The sequence below is a fragment of the Peptostreptococcus russellii genome, from assembly GCF_900110295.1.
GTDB classification, from domain to species: domain Bacteria; phylum Bacillota; class Clostridia; order Peptostreptococcales; family Peptostreptococcaceae; genus Peptostreptococcus; species Peptostreptococcus russellii_A.
Genome location: NZ_FODF01000003.1, coordinates 21,749 through 47,666 on the forward strand (window position 1 = coordinate 21,749; position 25,918 = coordinate 47,666).

Consider the following 25,918-nt stretch of genomic DNA (forward strand, 5'->3'; position numbering starts at 1 on the left):
AAAGAATAGTTTAAAGGAGAAGTGAAGACGATGACTAAAAAAATAGTAGTTTTAGGAGCAGGGTATGCAGGAATAAGAGTAGCAACACAGTTAAGACATAAGGGTGGAGACTTTGAACTTATACTAATTGATCAAAATACGTATCATACTGAAAAAACTTGCCTACACGAAGTAGCAGCAGGTCAGCAGTCTCCAGAAAATATTATTTATTCAATCGAAGACTGTTCAAGTTGTAAGAAATCAAGATTTATACAAGATAAGGTAATAGAAATAGATAAAGATAATAACAGCATAGTACTTGAAAAGAACGGAAAGATAGACTATGATTATTTGGTTATAGGTCTTGGATTTGAATCTGAAACATTTGGTGTTAAGGGGGTTCATGAGAATGCCTTTTCTATGGTAAATCTTGAACAAGCAGTAGCAATTAATAAACATATTAATGAACAGATTAGATCATATATAGATGGTGAAAGAGATAAGAAAAAGTTAAAGATAATAGTATGTGGTGCAGGATTTACAGGAATTGAACTTCTAGGAGCTCTTGCTGAACAAATGCCTAAGTATGCAGAAAAGCATGGTTTCTCTGAAAACAGTTATGAACTTGTATGTGTAGAGTCTGCAACAAGATTACTTCCTATGTTCTCTGAAGAACTTGCAGATTATGCAGTAGACTATCTAAAAGATTTAGGGGTAGAGTTTATTACAGGAGCTAAGGTAAATGAAATTAAACCGGGGGTAGTTGAATATATTAAGGATGGAGAAACTCATGAAATAGAGGGTGGAACAATTATTTGGACTACAGGAGTAAGTGGTGTCGATCTTATAGCTGAATCAGGATTCTCCGCAAAAAGAGGTAGAGTAGTAGTAAAAGACGATCTTACAGTAGAGGGTTATGACAATATATTTATGCTAGGTGATGTAGCTGCGGTTATAGACCCAGAATCAAATAGACCATATCCAACAACAGCTCAAATAGCTTTGGCTATGGCATCTAAGTGTGTAGATAATATATTGAAAAAGTTAGATGGAAAACCAACAGAAAAGTTTGTCTATGTATCGAAGGGAACTGTATGTTCATTAGGAAATACTAATGCTATTGCATTGGTGGGCAAAAAGGAACTTAAGGGTTATCCCGCATCTGCCCTTAAAAAAATAATAGCAACTAGATCAATACATATGGGTTCAGGTAAATTAGGTTTAACTTTAAAAAAGGGTAGATTTGATCTTTATAGATAATATAATAAAGCTTTACAGAGAACTTTTAATTTGATAGAATGATTTAATCAAAATGCTGATATTCAATGTATATTGTGTATCAGCATTTTATTTTTTAGATAAAAATTTTTGGTATAGAGAAGACTATATATGATATAATATTTATTGTGTATTTGAACAGAAAAATTTAATAGGAGGATAAGATGGAAATTAGTAGTAAAAAGAATTCCTTTTTGATGGGGACCTTAATATTAGGTGCCGCTGGGGTTATTATAAAGATATTAGGTGCTATATTTAGAATACCTCTAGGGTATTTTATAGGTGCAGAAGGGATGGGTTATTACCAAACTGCATATCCTGTATATGCTTTATTTTTAACTTTGGCAACAGCTGGTTTTCCCACAGCTATAGCAAAGCTTGTATCTGAACAGGCAGCTCTTGGAAATCATAAGGGTGCGAATGAGATTTTTAGAATTACTCACTTGATGCTTTTTATAACAGGGCTTGTAATGTTTTTAGTATTGTTTTTCGGTGCAAACTTTATTGTTACTGATATACAGCATAATCCAAATGCGGTATCGGCAATGAGGGCAATAGCGCCAGCGCTGTTGATAGTACCATCTATGTCAGCTTATAGAGGATATTATCAGGGTTATCAGCAGATGACTAGAATAGCTGCTTCACAGGTTATAGAACAGGTTTTTAGGGTATTCTTAGGGTTAACACTTGCATACTTATTTATGGCTCAATTTGGAGCTAAGATGGGTGCTGCAGGTGGTATATCAGGTGCAACTATAGGTGCATTTGCATCATTCCTATTCTTAGTCGCTATATATTTAAAAGATAGCAAAGTTAGAAAAGAAATGATGGAAAATAGCAAGGGTTATGTAAAGCAAAAAAAATCTACTATTGTAATGAAGATTATAAAGGTTGTGATACCTATAAGTGTTGGTGCATGTGTAATGCCACTTGTAAATGTGGTTGATACTGTAATAGTAATATCAAGATTAGAAGTAGCAGGATATACAAAAATGGCGGCAAATGCTATGCTAGGACAGCTAACAGGTATGTCAATGCCGATAATTGTAATGCCAATGGTATTTACAACGGCAATAGGAATGAGTCTTGTACCAGCTATATCTACTTCTTTTACACTTAAGAAGTTCGATGAAGCTAGACATAATGCTAAGCTTGCATTTAAAATAACATTATTATTAGTATTGCCATGTGCATTTGGTTTAGCAGCTCTTTCAGAACCTATAATGGGATTATTATTCCCTAAACAACCTTCAGAGGTTATAGGTTTAATGCTATTTACATTAGCACCGGGATGTATATTCCTTGGACTTTTATATACCTTTAATGGTATACTTCAGGGAATAGGAAAGCCTTGGATACCGGTATTCGCTCTTTTAGGTGGAATAGTAGGAAAGATAATAATAAGTTATACATTAACAGCTATACCAGCCTTTAATATACTTGGTTCAGCTCTTGGTACGGTAGTTTCATATATGATAGCAGCGATAGTTGAGTACATATATATTAAGAAGGCTTTAAATATAAAGTTTGATATAATGGACTACTTTATAAAGCCACTTATAACAGTAATGGTAATGTTTGTTGGTGCTAGATTCTCATATATGGGATTAAGTATGATTTTGGGAAATAAGATATCTGCTATAATTGCAATAGCAGTTGGTGGAATCATATATGGAATAGTACTTCTTGGAATTGGTGGAGTTACAGAAGAAGAAATACTTGCAATGCCAAAGGGTAAGAAAATATTATCAAAGCTTAAAAAGTTCAAGCTAGTAAGATAATATAATAAAAAAATTGTAAATTATCATAGTAAATTTGAGTCGGCATTATACCGACTCTTTTTATATATTAATATAATAAATGAAAAAATAAGCAAAAGAATAAAAAATTTGAGATGTAAAAAATAAGAAATATACAATAATAAGAAAAAACACATAGGCTTGTATAAAAACGAAAAAATCAATATAATATAAAATAAAGAAAGACTATTTAAAATTAGTTATAATTTTAATAATAAAACATAGGAATTTTAATAAAATTCTAAAAAGTCAAGAAAAATTAACAGAAAATATTTTAGGAAGGAAATATATATGATAACTATAGTAGGGCTAGGAGCAGGAGATATTACTCAGATAAGTTTTAGTGCAGTAGAAAAGTTGAAATCTAATTTGCCTATTTATTTGAGAACAGAGAAACATCCAGTAGTAGAAAAATTAGATATAGAGTATAAGAGTTTTGATTCTTATTACGAAGAGTATGAAAATTTTGAGCAAGTATATTCAAAAATAGCAAATGAGATTGTAAATCTCGGTGAAAAGGAAGATATTATATATGCTGTACCAGGGCATCCAAGAGTAGCTGAAAGTACAGTGCCATTAATAGAAGAGATAGCACTTAAAAAGGGCATAGAAGTAGAAATAATAGCTTCTATGAGCTTTATAGATGCAATGTATAACTATCTTGCCTTTGATCCATCTGAGGGATTTAGGCTTTTAGATGCATTTAACATTAGAAAAAGAGATCTAGATTGTGAAGCGAATATAATAATAACACAAGTATATGATAGGTTTATTGCATCTAATACAAAGATTAAACTTATGGAATACTATAATGACGAACAGGAAATGTATATAGTAAAATCAGCAGGAATAAAAGATTTAGAATATAAGAAAAAAATAAAACTATGTGATCTAGATAGAGCAGAAAATGAATTTGATCATCTTACAAGTTTATTTATAGCAAAATCTGGAAAGAAAAGATTTAGATCTATAGAAGATTTAGAAGAGCTTGTTTTCGATGGCAAAGAAGGGGAGTCAAAAAGCTATGAAGAGCTTGCAAATCAAATGAAAGACACAGTTTTGAGATTATCTAGTAGTATTCAAGAAGACGATATAGATTCTATGATAAAAAAGCTTGGAAGCATTGTATTGCAAGTGATAGAGTTCTCCAAGGCAGGATTGGAAGAAGGATATTTTGATTTTGATGAGATATGTGATGCTGCTTTTGATATAAAAAAGATGTAAAAATATAAGCCTATAATAAATAAATTGATAAAAAACATTGAAATATAGCCAAAACTTATGTATAATAAACTTGTCAACTAGAAAGATAAATAAGATATTTAAGTTGTGAAATTAGAAAATTATTACAGGAGGTAGTTATTGTGAATAAGGCAGAATTAGTTGCAAAGATGGCAGAAAAGAGTAACTTAACAAAGAAGGAAAGTGAAGTTGCTTTAAATGCATTCATGAAGGTAGTTGAAGAAACTCTAGTTTCAGGAGATAAGGTTCAGTTAGTTGGATTTGGAACTTTCGAAACAAGAGAGAGAGCAGCTAGATCAGGAAGAAACCCAAGAAAGCCAGAAGAAGTAATACAGATACCAGCATCAAAGGCTCCAGTATTCAAGGCAGGTAAGGGTCTTAAGGAATTAGTAAACGGAAAATAATTCTAAATAAAATATAAAGATATCTAAAATGGCATCAAGATTGGTGTCATTTTTTTGTTGCAAAAAATAGAAAATAAGTAGATTAGATAAATAAAAAATGAAATAAATAAAATTAAAAAATATATAGACAGAATATAGCAATATAGTAATAAATTTAAAATGTTAATAGTTAGAAAATATAAATGAAGTTAATTTAAAATGTTTTTTTGGGAAAAACTGAAAAAAATACTTAAAATAGAAAAAAACAATAAATAAAAAGGAAAAGTATAAAATAATTTTTTTTAGAGAGAAAATTTATTAAAATAGAAAAAATAAAAAATATATTTAAAAAGTGAAACAATGAAATATATTTAAAATACTGTAAAAAAATAGTATATCACTTAAACTTGTTTTAAAGTTATTTTTTAAAAGAAAAGGACACTAAAATAGAAAAAAACTATTTAACAAAATAGATAAATAGAGGCAAACGATTTTACTTATTAATTATAGAAGCTTATAATTTTGAAGGTATGTTTATGAAAAAAGTATTATATTTGGGAGGAAAAAATGAAAAAAAGAAAGAGTATTATTTTAGCGCTGTCATTAATTATGATGACAGCAGGTATGAAGGCTGCTTCATTTGCTGACGCGGGGGATTCAGCAAATATTACTTTAACTGATAAGCAAATAGAGAAACATAAAGAAAATAATGATTTGCAGTCAGCTATGAAAAAAAGAGGCAAGGAGCTTGAAAAAAAGCTGGAGCAGTTGAAATGGGAATGAGCCTCGATGAATATGAAAAGTTTATGAGCAGCGATGACACTAAGAAAAAAGAAAAGGCAAGGGAAGCTGGTGTAGCTGGAAGATATCAGGCAATTTATCAATCGAGAATTGATGCTGGTTTTTCTGATTTAAATCTTTATATAGCTGACTATACTAGAGAAAATTTAGGAAGATATGCATCAGTATGTTTTTCTTTTATTGATGATCACAACAAATCAAGAGAAAGAGCGATAATAATAGTAACAAACAATTATTCTAAGGAAATAAATAAGTTGAACAAAAAACTGGGCTTAGATGAAAGCTATGAAATGATTCCGGTTCCAGAAAAGGAAGATCCTGCTATATCCAAAGAATATATTATATCAGATGAAGATAGAAAAGCGGAAATCGAGGATGTATCAATAGATGATAAAAACTTTCCTGATGCAAATTTTAGAAAGATTGTAAAGGAAGAATTCGACAATAATAAAAATGATGTACTCGACAAAGAAGAGATAATTAATGCTAGAAAGATTGATCTTATAGAGATTGATAATGGAGAAGAGGTAGAAAGTGTTGAAGGAATGGAAAAGCTTTCATTTTTAGAAGATGCTAGCCTAGGGTATTCAAAAATTTCTGAAATAGATGTCTCTAAAAATACAAATTTAAGAAAGCTTTCTTTAGCAGGTACAAAAGTTTCTAATTTAGATACATCAAATAACCAATTACTATGGTATCTTGACTTCACAGGAACAAATGTAAGCAGTATAGATTTAACTAAAAATCCAAAATTAGAACAGATTCATGGATTTGATTCTAAAATAAAAGAAATAGATGTTAGCCAAAATCCAGAATTACTGAGATTAGATGTTTGTCGTACTGCTATTTCAAAAATAGATGTAAGTAATAATCCTAAGTTATTTGCATTGAATTTTGAAGAAACAGGTGTAAGTGAAATAGATGTATCTAAAAATAAAGATTTATACGAGGTATATGCAAGTAATTCAAAGATTTCTGAGATAGATGTTTCAAATAATGAAAAGTTAGGGCATATAAGAGTAACAGGAACAAAAGTTAAAAATTTAGATTTATCTCACAATCCGAATCTAGTATTTGTTATGGCAGAAGAAACAGATATGAAAACTTTAGATCTTGGGCACAATCATGATATAATAGAAATTCTTGCAAATAATTCTAATCTTGAAAATATTATATTCCCATATAAAACAGGTATAAAAACAATGGAATTGGGAGGTACAAAGCTAAAAAATTTAAGTATACAGGGAGATAAGTATATTGTAGGATTAGATATTTCAAATACAGATATTTCTAATTTAGATGTATCCAAAGCCGAAGGTCTTTCTAGACTTGAAGTAGAAGGAACTCCAATAAAGAATTTAAATATTAAAAATAATAAAAGTTTACGTATTTTTAATATAAGCAATACAAATATTGAGGATATGAAAAATATTGATTTAAGCGAAAATGAGAAAGATCGTTTAGATACTTTATCAGCTGAAAATGCTGGAATAGAAAGTATAAAACTTCCAAAGGAGATGTCAGAAATTGCAACAATTAAATTAGCCAATAATAATTTAGCAATTGTTGATTTAAGTAATGCATCAAATGCATGGCATGAAAAAAGTATATCACCACAAGAAATTGAAGTAGAAGGCTTAGTTCAAAATGGAAATATAAAGGTAAATATGGCAAGTTTAGTAGATGATTTATCAAAAATTAAAATAGACGATACAGATAGTTATAGCTATAAAGATGGAGTTGTTACTTTTAAAAATAAAAAAAGAATAAATAAATTTAAGTATGAATATGAAACAGGTACAAATGATGAGATACTTAAAAATATGACTGTAAATGTAACTGTTAAATCTAAGTTTGTACCTTCTTCTAGTTCATCAAGATCTAGATCTAACAATCATTCTTCATCAGTATCTAATTTGGAAAACAATGAAGAGATAAATTTAAAAGATAATAGATCTGAAAAAAACGATGTAGATAAAATAAAGAGTTTAATAAAGGCAAAGAATTCAAGAATAAGTGGAAGTAATAGATTCTCGACAGCTGTTGAAGTTAGCAAAATAAATTACAAAAAATCAGAAACAGTAATATTAGCTAATAGTGAAAAAGCAACAGATATTTTAACAACATCTCCTTTGGCTGAATCATTGGAATGTCCTGTTCTATACACTAAAGATAATGCTATTCCAGAAGAAACAATTAGTGAAATGGAAAGATTAGGTGTAAAGAGAGTTATAGTTATAGGTGGTAAGAAATCAGTATCTGATTCAGTTTTCAAAGAACTTTCATCAAAGTATGAACTTAATAGAGTTGCTGGTTCAGATAGATTTGATACAGCAAATAAAATAGCTAAAGAAGTTGTTAAAAGAAGTTCAGAAAAAAAGAAAGCAATAATGGTTTCTTCTGAATCATATGTTGATGCTTTGACAATAAGTTCTTTAGCTACAAAGGAGAATATTCCCATAGTTATAACAAATAGCAAAAACCTTTCAGAAAAAACAGAAGAATTCTTAAAAAATAATGAAATAAAAGAGATTGTATATGTAGGTGGAAACAATTCAATTTCTAATGAAGTTCAAAAAGAAACTGAAAAGAAGGGAATAAAAACAGTTGCTAGATATGCAGGTAAGGATAGATATGAAACTGCAACAATAATATCGAATAATGTAAGACCAGACTCTGATTTTTCAGTATATGTAAATGGTGAAAATTTATCAGATGCAATAACAGCAAATTCTTTATGTGCAAACCTAAAATCACCTATTCTTTTGGTAAAGAAGGACACTATTCCAGACTCTGTTAAGAAAACAATGAATGGAAAAGCGAGATTTAATAGAATAATAGTAGGTGGAGAGAATTCTGTTTCAAGAAATGTGGAAAAAGAAATAAAAGAAAATTAATATTTCATATTGTTCTATAAAATAATAAAATATTTTAAGGTATATGTTATTAAAAGGTCTGTATAAAAAATACAGACCTTTTTGTTAAAAAGCTTTTATATAGAATATACTGAAAATTAAATTGACAAAGAATAATAAAGGGGTTAAAATATCATTATTTAGGAGGTGCAGAAATGAATGTAGGAACTATCTCAAGAGAGAAAATAATCGAAAAAAGTCAAAAAATAATTATAGAAAATGGAGTTAATGCAATAAGTATTAGAAAAGTAGCAGCCGAATGCAATGTGTCTATAGGTACTGTTTATAATTATTTTGATTCCAAGGATGAGCTTTTAATTGCTGTAATTGAAAGCACTTGGAAAAACATTTTTCATATGCCTAATGGACCGATGAAGTTTGCTAGCTTTTCTGAATGTGTTGATTTTGTTTTTGCTAGACTGCAAAAAGGTGTTGTAGAATATGAGAATTTTTTTGATTTACATTCACTATCTGCTGCTATAGGTAAAAATGGCGAAGGAATAAAAGTAATAGAAAAATACTTTAAACATATGGAAGATAATATGCTGAAAGTTCTCGAGAATGATAGAAATATAAGAAGTGATGCATTTAATGAGAATTTTAAAATAGAAAAGTTTGTAGATATAGTATTTGGTATGCTTTTAAATTCTCTACTTCACAAAGTTGATAATAGATTAGAAGTAGTTGAAATTGTAAATAGATGTTTATACTAATAAGTGTAAAATTTTGAGTCTAATCGATATAAAGAAGATCAAAATAAAAGAATATTTTTAGTATAAAAATAAAAATTACTTGAAATATATTTTAAAATCACAGTGTAAAAAAGAAAAAATACCCGAAAAAATATACTAGAGTGTTTTATAAGTAGAAATTTCGGGTATTTAAAAAATATCAAAATGAACAATGTTCATCAATAAAATTTGAAGTTGAAATAGTTAGAGATACTAAAGAGGTGATATAGATGAAAGTAAAGAAGATAAATTTATTGGCTATAGCAGCATTAGTCTGGATGATAGCAGGTTTTAATATATTGAAGATAGGTATAGTTTCCTATAAAAACAATGTTACATTACTAGGAGTAGGAGTATCCATACTTGTTTTCTTTATATTTTGGTCTAAGGTATTTAGCAAGTTAGTGAAGAAACATACTATAAGAATAGTAAATTTTAAAGAAGAAAGACAGTTGTTTTTCAAGTTTTTTGATAAGAAGTCATTTTTAATTATGGCATTTATGATGACTTTTGGAATAGCTTTAAGAGCAAGTAATATACTTGATCCCAAATATATTGCAGAGTTTTATACAGGATTAGGAACAGCTCTTACACTAGCAGGTGTATTTTTTGGAGTTAATTTTTTAAAGAATAGTAAATGTCCTATAGTTAGCTAGATAGGGTAGAACTTTTAGAATTATAACTAATTTAATTTTTAAATTAGTATAATATATATTAATATAAGGAGGTAGTATGAGAAAATATATAAATGTTTCATTTTTCTATTTTATACTTGCAATGATAGCGGGGGTATTTTATAGAGAGTTTACTAAAATCAATGCTTTTAGCGGAAGAACTGTACTAGGATTTACTCATGGTCATCTTTTAGCATTGGGTACACTTGTTTTTTTAATAGTAGCTTTATTTTACGATAAGTTTAATTTGGCAAATAATAAAAAATTCAAGATGTTTTTTAAGTTATATAACTCAGGCTTAATTCTTACAGTGATAATGATGCTAGTAAGAGGCGTAATTCAGGTTAAAGAAGTTGCCTTGACTGCATCTAAAAGTGCTATGATTTCTGGGATAGCTGGTTTAGGGCATATAATTTTATTTGTAGGATTACTGCTATTTTTTATGGCACTTAGAGAAGAGTCTGCAAAAGAAATTCAATAAACATTCGAAAGAGATAAGATAAATTTATAAAAGACCCTTGATAATATTATCAGGGGTCTTTTATTATAATGAATATATTTGTAAGTATATAGGAAATAATTTTCTACCTTTAAAATAAAAAATTAAAGTCTTTCAACAAGTTCTTCCTTTGATTTTCTTTGGAAATGTCTATCTGAAGGCTTTGCATCGTCTTTTGGATAAGAAACTGGAAAAATAGCTATAAGCTCGTAGTCTCTCATTTCAGGGTAAAGTTCTTTAAGCTTAGGCGCATCGAAATGACCAACCCATGTAGTTCCAAGTCCCAAATCTTCAATTTGTAACATTATATGAGTAGCTACAATTGATGCATCTATTTCCGCAAAATTGTGATTATCATATTTTCTAGTCCATGCGTCTTCTTCTTTATAGGCAACAAGTAAAAATGTTTCAGCACCAAAAGTCCATTTAGTAACTTCTTTAATATTTTTCTTTGCCTGCTCGGAATCGAGAATAAAAATTTTAAATGCCTGTCTATTAACAGCAGTAGGTGCTGCAATGGCAGTTTCTATGATTGTATTAATTATGTCTTGATCGATTTTTTCTGATTTTAAATCCCTACAAGAATATCTTTTTTTAGCTAGTTTTTTAAATTCCATATTGTGACCTCCAAATAATAGTTTTAAATAAGTTATACTATCATAATAAATATTGTTTATATATAATAGCAATTATATCTTATTATATAACAAATAATAATCTTATTAAATATCAAAGATTTTATAAAAAGATTAAAAGGATATTAATTTTGATAGATATTCAAAAATATAGCTATAAAAATTAATCTCACCTAATACATAAAATTATAAAAATACATTGAGATCTATTATTTCGATAGCTTTGGAAAGCACAACTGTATCGGGAGCGACCTTGCATGAAAAAGCATGTATATTTACACCTTCTTTTTGGCATTTTGCCAGTGTTTTTGCAAATTCAGGATGCATTTCATAGTTAGGTGCAAACTTGTCGACATTATCCATTTGAATTAGAAAAATAATATTCGTTTCATATCCTTCCTCATGAGCTTTTACAAGTTCTAAAATATGTTTAAGTCCTCTTTCAGTGGGTGCATCAGGAAATAAACAAAGATTATTTAATTCAAGGGTTACACCTTTAACCTCTATAAATCCCTTTATAGTTTTTTCTCCATCTTCACGTTCATAATATATATCAAGTCTGCTATTTCCATATTTTTGTTCACGTTTTATTCTTGTGAAATTATAATCTCTAAAAATAGTTCTATTTTTTAGAGCTTCTTCAACAATTGAGTTAGGACTTTGAGAGTCAATATTTATCAATCGATTTCCTTTATAAACAGAGATTAGGCTATATTTTGTTTTTCTTTTGCTAGTCTCATCAGCTTTTGAAAGTATTACCTTTGCACCTTCAACAAGCAGTTCTTTGCATCTGCCAGTATTTGGCACATGAACTTTTTCTTCTACACCATTTATATTACAATAAGAGACAAATCTATTAGGTCTTCTAATAAATTCAGCTTCTATAACTTGATTGTATTTCATAGAATTCACCATCCTTATAGATTTTTACAGTAAACTACGCTTTTTATTTTAAATAAAATATATAAAATATAGATTACTCTATAGCCTTATTATTACCTAAAAAAGCAATATACTAAACATTAGAAAAAAATAGCCTATGTAATATAGTAAGTATAATATTAAAAAAAGATTAAAGTAAAAGAAAAGTGATTGAGAATAGTTATCTTTAGGGTATATAGAGATATGTAAGGCTAAAAAAATAGAGTAGCTAGATTAGTTGCTTTTGTAGGTAGATACAGAAGTCTTTTATAAAATAAAAATTGGAGATGATATTATGAAATATAATTTAGATGTAGAGTTAATTGAAAGAGAAGATGAGGGAGATAATAGAATAACACTTTATTTTAGTGTTCCTGAAGGGTTTCAATGGGAGCCAAGTGCCCATATTTCCCTTGCTTTAGAGGGTTATAATAGAAATGAAATCATAGATAAAGAATATGTAAGAAAGTTTTCAATAAACACCTTGCCTGAAGATAATAAGATAGGTGTTACGACTAGAACTGATAGTTCAGATTCTTTATATAAGAAGAAAATATCCGAGCTTAAAGTTGGAGATGTATGTACTATTATAGATTCTGAGTGTAGACTTCCAATAAGAAGGGAAAATAAGGGAATAGTATTTATAAGTATGGGAGTAGGTATGTCAACAGCTAGACCACTTATAAATGCAATAATAAAAAATCCTGAAGGGATAAATTCTTTGACAAGTATATGTGTAAATAAAACGGAAAACTATTTGTTTAAAGAGGAATTAGAAGCTGCAGATCATGTTTTATGTGACAGTAAGTGTTGTCACAATAGAAGTGATTTAAGAAATACAATTAATCACCTAAATAATATAGAAGATAATATATTTTATATTATTGGAAGTAGAGAGTTTGTTCAGAATATAGTAACTATATTAAAAGAAAATGGAGTTGCCAAAGAAAATATTATGATAGATAAAAAAGAAGGTATACTTGATGGTCTATATGACGGAATGTCTTATGATGAAATAAAGCAAAAGGTTAGAGATAGTTATAGGGATAAACTTTCAAAAAAGGCAGTTTTAATAAATATATAATAAAAAATTATAAAAATATTGCTAGTTATGAATGAAAATATTTATACTTGGGCAAAATTTTGATATAGATTGGTGCGGATTGATTCTTATCTGCATATCTATTATAAATTAATAGTTTTGTACGCTTTAACAAATACAGAGTCTTTTGGCTCTGTATTTTTCTATTGAGTTAATATAAAAATGAGATTTTTAAAAAAATATATGATAAAAAAATAATATAACATAATAGAATTTTCTGTTAAAAAGGCTGATAATTAATATATTGTTTTAAGAAATAGATTAATAAAAATTTATCAGTTTTTAAAAAGTATTTGTATTAAAAGTAAAATACTAAGAAAAACAATAAAAGAAAAAGAACAAAAAAATTAAAAATAAATTGTTTGAAAATCAAATATATACTTATTGATATAGTTAGACATTGCAGATTATATTATTTAGTTAAGAAGGGCTGTTAATGAAAAAATTCAATAAATTGTTTGCAACATTAATATATTAAAATATATAAAAGTTTAATTTAAAAATAAATATCGATTTTTTCAATAAACAAATAATGGGATATTGCAATTTTGAATACAGTTCAAAAAAGATTGTTAAACTTAATTTTTAATGGTATTATTAGTTAGGAATTATTATGTATATATTAAAATACATATATTTTTTAACTATTAACTTAATATCTAACTTAATATTTTTGAAGGGAGGTGCGGAATGATTTACTTTGACAATGCAGCTACAACAAAGAAAAAACCTAAAAAAGTAATAGATGCCGTTGTGGAAGCTATGCAATGTGCAGGCAATGCTTCAAGAGGGGCTAGTGATGAGAGTTTGTCTTCTGATAGAATAATTTTTTCTACTAGAAAAAGATTATCAGATTTATTTAATGTGGGAAGTCATAGACAAGTTGTTTTCACAAAAAATTCTACCGAGGCTTTAAATATTGCTATACAAGGTTTAGTTGATGAGGGGGATCATGTTGTAACTAGCAATATGGAACATAATTCAGTTCTAAGACCTCTAAATTATCTAAAGAAAAATCGTAACGTTGAAATTGATTATGTTGGAATCGATGAAAAAGGCGATTTGAATTATGATGAAATAGAAGGACTAATAAAATCTAATACTAAAATGCTTGTACTAAATCATGCTTCTAATGTTACAGGGAATATAAATGACCTGAAAAAAGTAGGAGAGATTTGTAGAGCCCATAGTATTATATTTGTAGTCGATTCATCTCAAACTGCAGGGGCATTTAAGATCAATATGCAAAATGACCTAATAGATGTATTATGTTTTACGGGACATAAGTCTCTTCTTGGACCACAGGGAACAGGCGGACTTTGTGTAGGTAAAGATATATATATCAAACCATTACTTTCAGGGGGAACAGGGGTTCATACATATGATTTATATCAACCAGATAAAATGCCGACAAGACTGGAAGCAGGAACTTTAAATGCTCATGGAATAGCTGGTTTGGGTGCAGGCATTGACTATATCAATGAAAATGGTATGGAAAAGCTGACTAAAAAATCATCTGAATTAGCAGAAAAATTCTACAAAGGAATCTGTAATTTAGATGGTATTAAGCTATATGGAAATTATTCAAAAAAATACAGATCTCCAATAGTCACTTTTAATATTTCAGACATAGACTCTTCCGAAGTGAGCTCTATTTTATCAGAAAAATATGAAATTTCTACAAGACCGGGGGCACACTGCGCTCCTTTGCTTCACAAATCATTTAACACTGTTGATCAGGGGATGGTGAGATTCAGTTTTTCTCACAGTAACAGTGAAGAAGAAGTTGAAATTGCAATAAAAGCAGTGAAGGAAATTATAGCTGATAGGCTATAAAAAGTTATTTGAAAATTTAATATATGTATTGAATGTACAAAAATATTAGAAAAAGGGGAGAAATAAATGAATTTCGACAGTAAAAAAAGTTTATTTGGATTCGGTTTAGTTGCAGGTATTGGTGCAGCTATTCTAGCAGCTTTAGGAAATCCTAAGAATATGGCATTTTGTATAGCTTGTTTTATAAGAGATACAGCTGGGGCAATGAAATTTCAGCAGGCAGAAGTAGTTCAATATTTTAGACCAGAAATAGTTGGTATTATACTAGGTGCATTTTTAATTTCGCTATACAAAAGAGAGTATAGATCAACAGCAGGTTCTTCACCAGCTATAAGATTTTTATTAGGTGTAATAATGGTTGTATGTGCTCTTGTATTTTTAGGCTGTCCATTACGTATGGTGCTTAGAATGTCAGCGGGTGACATAAGTGCTTATATAGGACTAATAGGATTTGTAGCAGGTGTGTATACTGGTGTTATTTTCCTAAAGAAGGGCTTTACTTTAGGTAGAGCTAATTTAGCTAAAAAAGAAAGTGGATATATACTTCCTATTATAGTAACAGTATTATTTATACTTAGCATAACAGTAAGTTCGCTATTTGCATTTAGTGTTAAGGGACCAGGTAGTATGCATGCTCCAGTAATAGCAGCCTTATTAGTAGGTTTATTATTTGGTATAATAGCTCAGAAAACAAGAATGTGCTTTGCTGGTTCTGTAAGAGATATATTCCTAATGAAGGATTTTACATTGATGTCAATAATAGCAGGTTTATTTGTAGCAATGTTAGTTTACAATATTGCTAGTGGGAACTTTAAGTTTGTATCTTTTGGACCAATAGCACATGCTCAGACATTATGGAATATACTTTCTATGTATGCAGTAGGATTTGCTGCAATACTATTAGGTGGATGTCCACTAAGACAGTTGGTAATAGCTTCAACAGGTTCTTCAGATGCAGTATTTACTGTAATAGGAATGTTTATAGGTTCTGCATTTGCACACAATTTCTTATTAGCAGCAACTCCAGCAGCGACAGCAACAGCTACAGAAGTTGCTAAAATAGGTGGTCCAGGACCAAACGGAAAAATAGCAGTTATAGTTTCTATAGTATTACTATTTATAATAGCTATTTGGGGATTAAAGAAAGAAGATACTGCAAAAAAGTAAAATAGATTATTTCATAGAGCAAATTAAAAAACATTTTAGCTAGCGATAGAGATAATAAGTAATTATAACGATGCTAACTAATAATATATATTAGGAGGAATTGGAATGATAGAAGTTGATGTAAGAGGTTTATCTTGTCCAGAACCAGTGATGAGAGTAAAAGAAGCGATAGAAAGTAATGCAAATGAAGAGTTAAAGATATTTGCTAATGAAGCTCATACAGTTAAAAATATTATAAAGTATTGCGAAAAGGTCGGAAAGGAAGTTCATACAGAAGAAGTAGGTCTTGAATATGAACTAACAGTAAAATAATGGCAAATAGTGAGAATTTATTTGTTACTTTCTATACAACTGCAGAGGCAATGGCTACAGAAGAGGCTTGTAAGTCTAGAAATATAGAGGGAAAATTGGTTCCAGTACCTAGAGTTTTATCTGCAGGATGTGGAATTTCTTGGAAAGGAAATTCTAAAGACAAGGATATAACAGAGCAAGCTTTAAAAGAAGATGATATAGAATGGGAAGAAATAGCTATTTTATAAATTCTTTGATTCTGTTTATAATTAAAATACTTTAAAAGGAGGACTTTAGTCCTCCTTTTTTATTGGATTAAAGAAGAAGAATTGTCCGTAATTGTAATAATATATGATATAATTTACTCTATAATAATATATTTAAGGAGAGAAAATGGACAGAAAAAATGAAAATAAATATATAGCAATTCAACTTTTAGGTGTAGCTTTTCTTGCAAGTGCAGGAATATGGGTAAAACTTTCTTCAGTAGGACCGATCAGTCAGGGATTTTACAGAATGCTTTTAACTATTGTTATGATGCTTCCCTTTACATACAAAAGTCTAAGAAATGTTACAAAAAAGCAGTTTATAATAGCATTTTTAGGAGGCTTGTGTCTGGGAGCAGATGTTTTATTTTGGAATCTTGCCCTTATGAAGACTTCTGTAGCAGACTGTTCTTTGATGGTAAATCTTACTGTGTTTATAGTTTCCCCGATATCATTTTTTCTTTTTAAGGAAAAAATTAAAAAAGAGTTTGTAATAGCATCTATTATAGCCTTTGTAGGCGTTGTAATGGTAATATTTTCAGCTGCAACAGGGGATAATGGACAATCGTCTATTTATGGAAATTTTCTTGCTATGGGGGCATCTGTAGCTTATTCTGGATATGTACTTTTTATCTATAGAGTAAGAGATGGTTTAAATAATAGAGCAGTTGTGCTTATAAGTACCTTTGGAGCCATGATATTTTTATTGGCAGGAATGATCCCAGTTGAAGGATTTACACTTCCACCAAATGGAAGGGAATGGATAATAATTATTCTTTATGCCGTTTGTGGTCAAATTTTAGGTCAAGGTTTAGTATCTATGTGCTTAGGTAAATTAAATGCTACTTTAGTAACGGTTTTATCACTTACAAGTATTGGAATATCAGCTGTTTATGCATACATAATATTTGGAGAATTGCTGATGCCTGTTGAATTGATGGGAATGATAATAACTATAATTGGGGTTTTCCTAGCAAAACAATCTTCACAGAAGCAATCCTAAATAAATTTTAAAAATATTAAAAGGATAGAAAAATAGAATTTAAATTTTGTTTTAGGGTAATATATAGTAATATTAAATAATTATTTTCTAGAAAGGAGCTTATTATGTTGGAAAAGAAATGGGCAGTAATAACAGGGGCTAGTTCAGGGATAGGAAGGGAATTTGCAAGAGAGTTAGCAAAGAACGGTTTTTCTCTTTTTTTGGTTGCCAGAAGAGAGAATAGGTTAGAGGCTTTGAAAGAAGAGCTTTTAGAGGATATAGATTATGAGGATTTTGAATGTATTGTTATAAAAAAGGATTTGAGAAAACTTGAAGAAGTAAGAGAAGTGTATACTGAAACTAAAGGATACAATATAGATATTTTAATTAACTGCTCAGGTTTTGGAGATCTTGGAGAATTTGTTGAAACAGATATCTCTAAAGATATGGATATGATTGATGTAAATGTAAGAGCACTTCATATTTTGACAAAGATGTATCTTATAGACTTTATAAGTAAGGATAGTGGATATATATTAAATGTTGCATCGATTGCGGGATTATTAGCTGGTGGACCTTATATGGCAACATATTATGCAACGAAATCTTATGTACTAAGCCTTACATCTAGCATATCTGGAGAATTGAGAAAAAGAAATAGTTCTGTTTATATTGGAGCTCTTTGTCCTGGACCAGTAAAGACAGAGTTTAATGATGTTGCAAATTGTGAATTTAGTATTGGTGGCGTTACACCTAGATTTTGTGCAAAATATGCAATTATAAAGATGTTTTCCAAAAAAGAAATAATAATACCTTCTGTAAAGATGCAAATAGCAAGTAAAATAGGAAAAATAGCACCTAGAAAGTTAGTTGTTGATGTTTGTGCTAATCAGCAGAAGAAAAAAATGAGTAGATAGATTTTAATAAAAAGATAGCTATATATTTGAAATAGCTATCTTTTTATTTATAATCAAATTATATTATGAAATTTTTCTTTTAGGATCTTTATTTGTAAACTTCTTTATAAATGGGAAGAAGAAGATTGCGGTAACAAATGCTGAAAGTGCATCTGCAATAGGTGCTGCAAAAAGTATACCATCTATTCCCATTATTGGAGCAAGTATTACAATACATGGCATTAGGGCAATTACCTGTCTCATAAGAGTTAGAAGCATAGCACGTTTCGGCATCCCAATTGCCTGGAAGAAGTTTGCTGCTATAATTTGGAAGCCTGCTACCGGTAGACAAAGAGTCCAAACTTTAAGAGCATGAACACCAGATTTTAGAAGCTCTGGCTCTCTATTAAACATAGAAACGAGAATGTTTGGAACAAGGTGAGAAAGTATAAATCCAATTGTAGTAATAGACACACCTGCAACTATTGCAAGTTTTACTGCTTTTTTTACTCTATCATATCGTTGTGCTCCATAGTTAAAACTTACAATAGGTTGTAGACCTTGATTAAGTCCTATAACAGGTAATATTAATAAGGTCATAAGGCTGTTGACAATACCCATTGCAGAAACTCCTATATCTCCACCATATTTAAGTAGGTAGGAATTTAGAAGTAAAGCAAGCGAACTATTTGCAAGCTGTAATATAAATCCTGGCATACCGAGAGCGATTATTTCTTTGCATAACTTAAAGTCAAGTTTTAAATATTTTTTCTGTATCCTATGTAGGGCATCTTTTTTAAGGAAATGATGTACACTCCATATCATAGATATAAACTGAGAAGTAATAGTTGCAATAGCAGCACCACTCATACCCATTCTAAAGCCATATATTAATATAGGGTCTAGGATAATATTTATTCCTGCCCCGATAAACATGGTAGCCATTGAAAGTTTAGGCTTACCATCAGATCTAAGGAAGTTATTCATACCCATACCGATTACTTGGAATAGGGTACCTATAAATATTATTCTCATATATTCTTTTGCAAAAGGAAGAACTGTCTCACTTGCTCCGAAAAGTATTAAAAGTTTATCTAAAAATAGACTTCCGAAGATAGTGATAATGGCACCTAGAATAAGCAACATAGATGTTGCGTTTCCAAGAGTCTTATCTGCAGTTTCATTATCTCCCTTACCCAAACTAATTGAGAATAAAGTAGCACCACCTTGACCTAGTAGTATACCTACTGACATAATTATTATCATTGCTGGGAAACAGATAGTAATGGCGGCAAGTCCATTTGCACCAAGGTCAGGGCTGTTTCCTATAAATATTCTATCGACTACATTATAAAGTGCATTTACGGTCATACCTATAATTGCAGGTACTGAGAATTTATAAAGTAGTTTAGAAATTTTTTCATAACCTAATGGGTTATTATACTGAATTTCAGTTTTTACTGACATATTTTTTTCTTCCAAAGCTATCACTCCTTATTTTTGAATTTTATTTTTATCTTCAATATAACTTTCAACATTTTTTACCATTCTTTCAAGATATTCATATGCAATATCTTTTTCCTCAGAATTCATATCGCTAGTAAGGATGTCTCCCCAGTCATCGAGTACAGAGAAGATTTCATCTTTATAGGAGTAGCCCTTTTTTGTAAGAAATATTCTATTTATTCTTTTATCTTCCTTGTCCTTGACTTTTTTAACAAGACCTTTTTTTATTAGGGACTGTATAGTTCTAGCTGTTGAAGCTTTATCTATATATAAATATCTTGACAATAAATCTTGAGAAACACCGTCTTTCCAAAACAATGCACTCATAAATGGTTGTTCAGAAGCAGTAATGTTTATATCTTTAAAATGTATATTTTTATAAATCAATCCTTTTCTATATAATATTGAAATTAATCTACCTGGATGTTTTATCATTTTTATCTCCTTCTAAAAGCTTTAAATATTAGTTGACTTATCAACAATAAATAATTATACGACCATAAAGTTGCGTTGTCAACTATTTTTTATTAGGAAAACGTAAGCTAATCTAAATTAATATTCAACAATATAAGATTTAATATTTTGAAACTAAATAAAAATTAAAAGCATTCTTAAATCTAGTTTTTTTTAGGGATATGGTATATAATTGAATTTAGTAACAATTTTGTATTTATAATCCTGTTTTTAATGATAAGCAGTTAATAATCTTTTTATAATCTTTAAAACCGGCAAATTAATTATGGTAGTTTGTATTAAAAATTTGAATACATCTGGCGAAATGTAAATTTAATACTTATTTAATTTCTGGTGACGGGATAAAGATGTAAATGCAAAAGAAAGTGAGGTAATTAATGATAAAGGCTATTTTCTTTGATATTGATGGAACACTGGTAAGTTTTGATACTCATGAAGTTCCAAAATCTACAAAAGAATGTTTAAGGAAGTTGAGAGAAAAGGGTGTAAAACTATTTATAGCAACAGGTAGATCACCTCAGATGCTCAATGTAGTAAAAGAGGTATTGGACTTTGATTTTGATGGTTATGTAACAATTAATGGACAATATTGTGTAGTTGATGATAAGGTGGTTCATTCAATGAAGATACCAGTAGAGTCTCTTGAAAAAATGATTCCTTACATAGAAGAAAAAAATATTGCGTGTGAGTTTGTAGAACTTGATCATATGTATATAAATCACATAAATGATAGGGTGAGGGAGCTAAGAGAGTATCTAGGAGATACTGCACCTACATCAAAGGAAGAAGATCTTAAGAGAATATATGAAAATGACGTATATCAACTTTGCGCTTATGTAAAGGAACATGAAGAAGACGAATTTCTTTCACATTTACCAAACTGTGAAGCAGTAAGATGGAATCCTATATTCGCAGATATAATTCCTTCTGGAGGAGGAAAGGATGTTGGTATTGGCAAGATTTTAGATTATCTTGGAATTACTAGAGAAGAGTGCATGGCATTTGGAGATGGTGGGAATGATATCTCAATGCTTGAGTATGTAGGAACAGGTATTGCCATGGGAAATGCAGGAGATGATGTAAAGAAAATCGCTGATTATGTAACAGAATCAGTTGATAATGAAGGTATAAAATCTGCATTAGAAAAGTTTAATGTGTTATAATTAAATATAGAATATTAAGGGGAAACTGTTATATAGCAGTTTCCCTAAATAATATATGGAAAGAAAATTTTGTGAAGTAAGCTAAATTATTTGTATATTAAGATGGGGTGAATATATGGAAATATCTTTAATACTTTTTAAGAAGTTGTTGATAATGTTTATTTATATGTTCTTTGGATATGTATTTTTCAAAAGTGGAATAATAACAGAAAAAAGAAATCGTTATTTAAGTAATGTTTTGCTCTATATTATATTTCCAGTAGTAATAGTCAATTCATTTGCAGTAAAAAAGACAGCAGATAATATCTCAGCATTTGTAAGTTCTTTTTTTCTAGCGATAATATCTCTTTTAATTTCTATGTTTATTAGTCATATAATTTATGAAAGGTACTATTATAAAAGATACAAAAAGAAATTGAAGGTAGACGATATTGGCGTAGCATTTTCAAGTGCAGCTTTTATGGGAATACCTATAGTAGCTTCTTTATTTACTAAAAATTCTGTGTTTTATGTTTCTTCATTTGCTGCCATATTGACATTTTTGCAATGGACATATGGAGTTAGAGTAATGTCAGGTTCAGGAGAATATATAAAAATAAAGAAAATATTAACTAACCCAGTCTTAATATCGATGTTAATAGGACTTTTTTTGTATAGCTTTGAAATAGAAGTAGTTAGTCCCATTAAAAATATTTTCACAGTTATATCCTATTTAAATGCTCCTATTGTAATGATTATATTGGGAGTATATCTTGCTCAGACGGATATACTGTCTATGTTTTCAGACAAAACAGTTTACCTAAGTTCTTTTTTGCGCTTGATACTAATACCTTTGTTAACTATGTTGATAATTAATTTCATACCTGCTAGCAAGGATATAAAAATGATTATAATGATTGCTGCAAGTGCACCAGTTGGATCAAATGTTGCCATATTTGCCAAGATATATGGTGGAGATTATAAAAAAGCTGTAAAAATTGTTTGTATGAGTACCCTACTTTGCATTATAAGTATGCCTATGATTTTGGGTATTTCAAATGTATTTTTTAAATAAAAGAAGTTAATTATAGAAAATGAGTTTATGAGTTATTGAAATCTTTATTTTACTTAGAAACCAAGTAAAATAAAGTAATATTTAAGATAAAGATAGTAATATGGTATAAAGATATTTCTGTTTTTTAATCAAATTTAATTTTATATAGTATTGAAAGTCTTAACATTTAATAGACATATAAAGAAGGATTTCAGTTATTTATTTTAATTTTTCTTAAAGTAGATATCAATAATCGAATAGTTTATTTTCATAAATTGGGGTGATAAAATGGAAAATTCAGTTGAAAAATTTAAATTGAGAAATGGCTACGAAATTCCATGTATAGGTTTTGGAACGTGGGATATTAGAAATGAAGAGTTAGTTGTTAGGGCAATAAAAAAGGCCTTGGATATAGGTTACAGACATATAGATACTGCATCAGCCTATCAAAATGAAAAGAGCATAGGAAGAGCAATAGCAGAGTATCCAATAGATAGAGAAGAACTGTTTATAACTAGTAAGGTATGGGCGACAGAAAGAGGTTATGAAAAAACACTTTTGTCTTTTGAGAAAACCTTAAAAGACCTTGCTTTAGACTATATAGACCTGTATTTAATTCATTGGCCTGCAAGTCCAAATAAATTTGACAACTGGGAAGATATAAATTTGGGTACGTGGAGAGCTTTAACAGAATTGTATAAAAGTGGAAAAGTAAAGGCAATTGGGGTATCTAATTTTAGGCAAAGTCATTTGGAAGCCCTAATGAAAACAGAAGTAAAACCTATGGTAAATCAAGTTGAGTTTAATCCTGGTAATAAACATATGAAAACAATTGATTATTGTAAAAATAATAATATAATAGTTGAAGCATGGAGTCCACTTGGAAGAAGTAGGATATTAAATAATGAAATATTATTGTCAATGGCTAAAAAATATGACAAATCTCCAGCACAGATTTGTCTAAGATGGTGTCTACAAAATGAAGTAATAGCACTTCCAAAGTCTATAACACCATCTAGGATAAAGGAAAACTTTGAAATATTTGATTTTGAAATATCTCAAAATGATATGACGACAATAAATGGAATGCCATCATTTGCTTGGTCTGGTCTTGATCCTGATGAAGTAGATTTTTAATAAGAAAAAGCGTTACTGAAAAGAATGCTTAGAGTAAGCTTTTCAGTAACGCCTATTTATAATATATTATCTTTATAAAATCTTTCATTGATATTTTAAATTAAATATAATAACTACTAATAATTCTACTAATAAAATACTAACTATATTAAATTATAAATTTTTATGCTAAGTGAAGAATAAATCTTCCTATTAATGTTACAAAAACAAGTGATATAATAGTTCTTTCTATAAATATTAAGAATATCTCCCAAATTTTTACAGGTATTCTAGAACCTATAATAAGAGCTCCTACTTCACTCATATATATAAGCTGAGTTACAGAAACAGTTGCTATTACAAATCTTGTCAGTTCACTTTTAATTTCGTTTCCGGCAATAATAGTTGGAATAAACATATCAGTAAATCCTACAAGCATAGTTTTTGAAGCTGATACCGCTTCTGGAAGCTGAAGAAGTTCAAGCAAAGGTATAAATGGCTTTCCGATAATTTCAAATACTGGAGTGTAGTTTGATATTACAAGAGCGATTGTACCAAATGCCATAACAACAGGTAAAACTCCAAGCCACATATCAACAGCGTTTTTTATACCATTTTTCATAAATTGACCGATACCAGTATGATTTCTAGCTTTGCTCACTGCTTGATATAGTCCCCAACTAAAATAAGTTTCCCCTTGAGGAATACTTTCATCAAGAGTTTCTGCATCACCATAATATGTATCCTTCTTTAGAGAAAGTGGTGGTATTCTAGGTATTATAACAGCGCATATTACTCCAACAACGCATATTGTAAGATAGTAAGGCACAAATAGGTGTGCCATTTCAACCTGCTTTAAAACAACTAGACAAAATGTAATTGAAACAGCAGAGAAGGTAGTAGAAATAATAGCAGCTTCTCTTTCAGAATAGAAACCTTCTTCATATTGTTTTGCAGTTAGCATAACTCCAAGTGTTCCATCGCCTAACCAAGATGTAAAACAGTCTACTGCGGATCTTCCTGGAAGTGTAAAAATAGGTCTCATTATTTTTGCAAGAAGAGTACCTACAAACTCAAGAAGACCAAAGTCTAAAAGTAGTGGAAGTAAAAGTCCTGCAAATACAAATATTACAACCAAAGTTGTAAGTAGGTTATTTAGTATAAAATTACCTGTGTCCTCAGATATAATATATGACGGACCAAAATTAAAATAACACATAAAGACAAATATCATTGCAAGAACTCTTGTAATGAACCAAGTTGGTGTTAGGTCAAATACACCTTTCATATAATCTGATTTTGGATTGTATACTTTTAGCTTTACCAAAATAGCACCAATTGCAGAGATAGCAATTATTCCTACAATTAGAGCAGGAAGATAACTACCGATACTATTTTGTATAAAAGAAGCAATATATGCTATTGGAATAGTTACCTTATCCTGATTAATTTCAGGATCGAACTCTTTAATAGGAAGCATAAAAATAATAATTCCTATAATAGATGGAATAAGAAACTTTAGTATATCTGAAGCACTATAGTTTCTTTTATTTTTCTTAGGACCATTATTTTTAGTTTGATTTTTATCATTAAAATCAGACTCAATTGTCATGCCAGCGGAGTTTCCGCCATCAAATGCGATTTTTTTTGTATGAAATTTTTTTCTTTTTTTCTGCATTTTCATCCCCTTTTCATAATAATAAATCTAGTATATTGTAAGTCGCGTAATTTTAGTATTAATTTTGTTTAGCATTGCTGTTTTGAATATCTTCTGGAAGAGTACTATCTTCTTTAATAAGATATTTTCTAATTAAGAAAAGTCCAGCGATTGCTATAACTCCAAGTAATATCTCTACCATTCCATTGTTTTTTGGAAGTAGAAGCATCTTTCTTGCAATACCGAATAATAAAACTTCAATAAGTGCTGTTTGTATATGTAAAGTAAGCATAACAGCTAGCTCAATACCAATTACAAGAAGCAAAATTTGTGCAAAAATTGCATTTAACTGACCATAATCAATAGGTCTATTGAAATGTATGATAAAAGAATCATAAATGATTCTAAGAATATCTATAATACCGAGCAAAACAGCTATTAGTATTACAATTGCAAGTATTGATTCAAATCCATAGGCAATATTAAGGATTTTTCTTTTCTTACTATCTACGTTTTTCATGGTTGATTTCACCCTCCTCTTGTGCAAAAAGTACAAATAATGGTAAAATTCG

General features: G+C 29.5%; 25 protein-coding genes. 19 read left to right on the forward strand and 6 right to left on the reverse strand.

The window, feature by feature from the left end; translation table 11 throughout:
• Positions 1-30: 30 nt before the first annotated feature.
• The 9 genes from BMY82_RS02645 (at position 31) to BMY82_RS02685 (ending at position 10,283) form a co-directional block, all read left to right on the forward strand.
• Complete coding sequence (locus tag BMY82_RS02645) at positions 31-1,239, forward strand: NAD(P)/FAD-dependent oxidoreductase (RefSeq protein WP_091974385.1); 1,209 nt, start codon at positions 31-33, stop codon at positions 1,237-1,239.
• Positions 1,240-1,421: 182 nt separating this feature from the next.
• On the forward strand, positions 1,422-3,038 hold the full coding sequence (locus BMY82_RS02650) for a putative polysaccharide biosynthesis protein (protein ID WP_091974387.1): 1,617 nt from the start codon (positions 1,422-1,424) through the stop codon (positions 3,036-3,038).
• Between the two features lie 309 nt (positions 3,039-3,347).
• Positions 3,348-4,280, forward strand: a complete 933-nt coding sequence (locus tag BMY82_RS02655) for an SAM-dependent methyltransferase (RefSeq protein ID WP_091974389.1) — start codon at positions 3,348-3,350, stop codon at positions 4,278-4,280.
• Positions 4,281-4,420: 140 nt separating this feature from the next.
• A complete protein-coding gene (locus BMY82_RS02660; RefSeq protein ID WP_091974391.1) occupies positions 4,421-4,702 on the forward strand; it encodes an HU family DNA-binding protein in 282 nt (93 codons plus the stop codon).
• Between the two features lie 546 nt (positions 4,703-5,248).
• Positions 5,249-5,464 (forward strand): hypothetical protein, encoded by a 216-nt coding sequence (locus BMY82_RS02665; RefSeq protein WP_091974393.1) that lies wholly within the window; start codon positions 5,249-5,251, stop codon positions 5,462-5,464.
• Positions 5,461-8,379 carry a cell wall-binding repeat-containing protein gene (locus BMY82_RS02670; protein WP_180366709.1) on the forward strand — a complete coding sequence of 973 codons (2,919 nt, stop codon included), beginning with the start codon at positions 5,461-5,463 and terminating at the stop codon, positions 8,377-8,379. Before BMY82_RS02665 ends, BMY82_RS02670 begins: the two co-directional genes overlap by 4 nt.
• 173 nt (positions 8,380-8,552) lie before the next feature.
• The gene (locus BMY82_RS02675; protein WP_091974396.1) at positions 8,553-9,110 is read left to right on the forward strand and encodes a TetR/AcrR family transcriptional regulator; all 558 of its coding nucleotides are present in this window, start codon (positions 8,553-8,555) and stop codon (positions 9,108-9,110) included.
• A gap of 248 nt (positions 9,111-9,358) precedes the next feature.
• Positions 9,359-9,784 (forward strand): hypothetical protein, encoded by a 426-nt coding sequence (locus BMY82_RS02680; RefSeq protein WP_091974398.1) that lies wholly within the window; start codon positions 9,359-9,361, stop codon positions 9,782-9,784.
• 76 nt (positions 9,785-9,860) lie between these two features.
• Complete coding sequence (locus BMY82_RS02685; protein WP_091974400.1) at positions 9,861-10,283, forward strand: DUF2871 domain-containing protein; 423 nt, start codon at positions 9,861-9,863, stop codon at positions 10,281-10,283.
• 122 nt (positions 10,284-10,405) lie between these two features.
• On the opposite strand, the gene BMY82_RS02690 is transcribed toward BMY82_RS02685, so the two are convergent.
• Both BMY82_RS02690 and sfsA read right to left on the reverse strand, forming a co-directional pair.
• Positions 10,406-10,918 carry a nitroreductase family protein gene (locus tag BMY82_RS02690; protein WP_091974402.1) on the reverse strand — a complete coding sequence of 171 codons (513 nt, stop codon included), beginning with the start codon at positions 10,916-10,918 and terminating at the stop codon, positions 10,406-10,408.
• Between the two features lie 204 nt (positions 10,919-11,122).
• On the reverse strand, positions 11,123-11,839 hold the full coding sequence (sfsA, locus tag BMY82_RS02695) for a DNA/RNA nuclease SfsA (protein ID WP_091974405.1): 717 nt from the start codon (positions 11,837-11,839) through the stop codon (positions 11,123-11,125).
• 313 nt (positions 11,840-12,152) lie between these two features.
• Here sfsA and BMY82_RS02700 point away from each other — a divergent pair, with 313 nt between their 5' ends.
• The 7 genes from BMY82_RS02700 to BMY82_RS02730 all read left to right on the forward strand — a co-directional run bounded on the left by BMY82_RS02700 (position 12,153) and on the right by BMY82_RS02730 (position 18,418).
• Positions 12,153-12,941 carry a ferredoxin reductase domain-containing protein gene (locus BMY82_RS02700; protein ID WP_091974417.1) on the forward strand — a complete coding sequence of 263 codons (789 nt, stop codon included), beginning with the start codon at positions 12,153-12,155 and terminating at the stop codon, positions 12,939-12,941.
• 708 nt (positions 12,942-13,649) lie between these two features.
• Positions 13,650-14,795 carry an aminotransferase class V-fold PLP-dependent enzyme gene (locus tag BMY82_RS02705; RefSeq protein WP_091974420.1) on the forward strand — a complete coding sequence of 382 codons (1,146 nt, stop codon included), beginning with the start codon at positions 13,650-13,652 and terminating at the stop codon, positions 14,793-14,795.
• Positions 14,796-14,861: 66 nt separating this feature from the next.
• Positions 14,862-15,962, forward strand: coding sequence for a YedE family putative selenium transporter (yedE, locus tag BMY82_RS02710; protein WP_091974422.1), 1,101 nt, complete (start codon positions 14,862-14,864; stop codon positions 15,960-15,962).
• 105 nt (positions 15,963-16,067) lie between these two features.
• Positions 16,068-16,274 (forward strand): sulfurtransferase TusA family protein, encoded by a 207-nt coding sequence (locus BMY82_RS02715; protein WP_091974424.1) that lies wholly within the window; start codon positions 16,068-16,070, stop codon positions 16,272-16,274.
• The gene (locus tag BMY82_RS02720) at positions 16,274-16,501 is read left to right on the forward strand and encodes a putative Se/S carrier protein (RefSeq protein WP_091974426.1); all 228 of its coding nucleotides are present in this window, start codon (positions 16,274-16,276) and stop codon (positions 16,499-16,501) included. The genes BMY82_RS02715 and BMY82_RS02720 overlap by 1 nt, the downstream gene beginning before the upstream one ends.
• Before the next feature lie 145 nt (positions 16,502-16,646).
• Positions 16,647-17,522 (forward strand): DMT family transporter, encoded by an 876-nt coding sequence (locus tag BMY82_RS02725; protein ID WP_091974428.1) that lies wholly within the window; start codon positions 16,647-16,649, stop codon positions 17,520-17,522.
• Between the two features lie 104 nt (positions 17,523-17,626).
• A complete protein-coding gene (locus BMY82_RS02730; RefSeq protein WP_180366710.1) occupies positions 17,627-18,418 on the forward strand; it encodes an SDR family NAD(P)-dependent oxidoreductase in 792 nt (263 codons plus the stop codon).
• 63 nt (positions 18,419-18,481) lie between these two features.
• On the opposite strand, the gene BMY82_RS02735 is transcribed toward BMY82_RS02730, so the two are convergent.
• Together BMY82_RS02735 and BMY82_RS02740 are read right to left on the reverse strand one after the other, a co-directional pair.
• The gene (locus tag BMY82_RS02735) at positions 18,482-19,879 is read right to left on the reverse strand and encodes an MATE family efflux transporter (RefSeq protein WP_242938895.1); all 1,398 of its coding nucleotides are present in this window, start codon (positions 19,877-19,879) and stop codon (positions 18,482-18,484) included.
• 12 nt (positions 19,880-19,891) lie between these two features.
• Positions 19,892-20,338, reverse strand: coding sequence for a MarR family winged helix-turn-helix transcriptional regulator (locus BMY82_RS02740; RefSeq protein ID WP_091974431.1), 447 nt, complete (start codon positions 20,336-20,338; stop codon positions 19,892-19,894).
• Positions 20,339-20,754: 416 nt separating this feature from the next.
• On the opposite strand from BMY82_RS02740, the gene BMY82_RS02745 reads away from it, so the two are divergent.
• The 3 genes from BMY82_RS02745 to BMY82_RS02755 all read left to right on the forward strand — a co-directional run bounded on the left by BMY82_RS02745 (position 20,755) and on the right by BMY82_RS02755 (position 23,710).
• A complete protein-coding gene (locus tag BMY82_RS02745; protein ID WP_091974433.1) occupies positions 20,755-21,540 on the forward strand; it encodes a Cof-type HAD-IIB family hydrolase in 786 nt (261 codons plus the stop codon).
• Between the two features lie 115 nt (positions 21,541-21,655).
• Complete coding sequence (locus BMY82_RS02750) at positions 21,656-22,594, forward strand: AEC family transporter (protein ID WP_091974435.1); 939 nt, start codon at positions 21,656-21,658, stop codon at positions 22,592-22,594.
• A 267-nt stretch (positions 22,595-22,861) separates the two neighbouring features.
• Positions 22,862-23,710 carry an aldo/keto reductase gene (locus BMY82_RS02755; RefSeq protein ID WP_091974437.1) on the forward strand — a complete coding sequence of 283 codons (849 nt, stop codon included), beginning with the start codon at positions 22,862-22,864 and terminating at the stop codon, positions 23,708-23,710.
• Positions 23,711-23,873: 163 nt separating this feature from the next.
• Here the strand turns inward: BMY82_RS02755 and BMY82_RS02760 are convergent, their stop codons facing one another.
• Positions 23,874-25,367 (reverse strand): YjiH family protein, encoded by a 1,494-nt coding sequence (locus BMY82_RS02760; RefSeq protein WP_242938896.1) that lies wholly within the window; start codon positions 25,365-25,367, stop codon positions 23,874-23,876.
• Positions 25,368-25,425: 58 nt separating this feature from the next.
• On the reverse strand, positions 25,426-25,866 hold the full coding sequence (locus tag BMY82_RS02765) for a phosphate-starvation-inducible PsiE family protein (protein WP_091974439.1): 441 nt from the start codon (positions 25,864-25,866) through the stop codon (positions 25,426-25,428).
• Between the last annotated feature and the right edge of the window lie 52 nt (positions 25,867-25,918).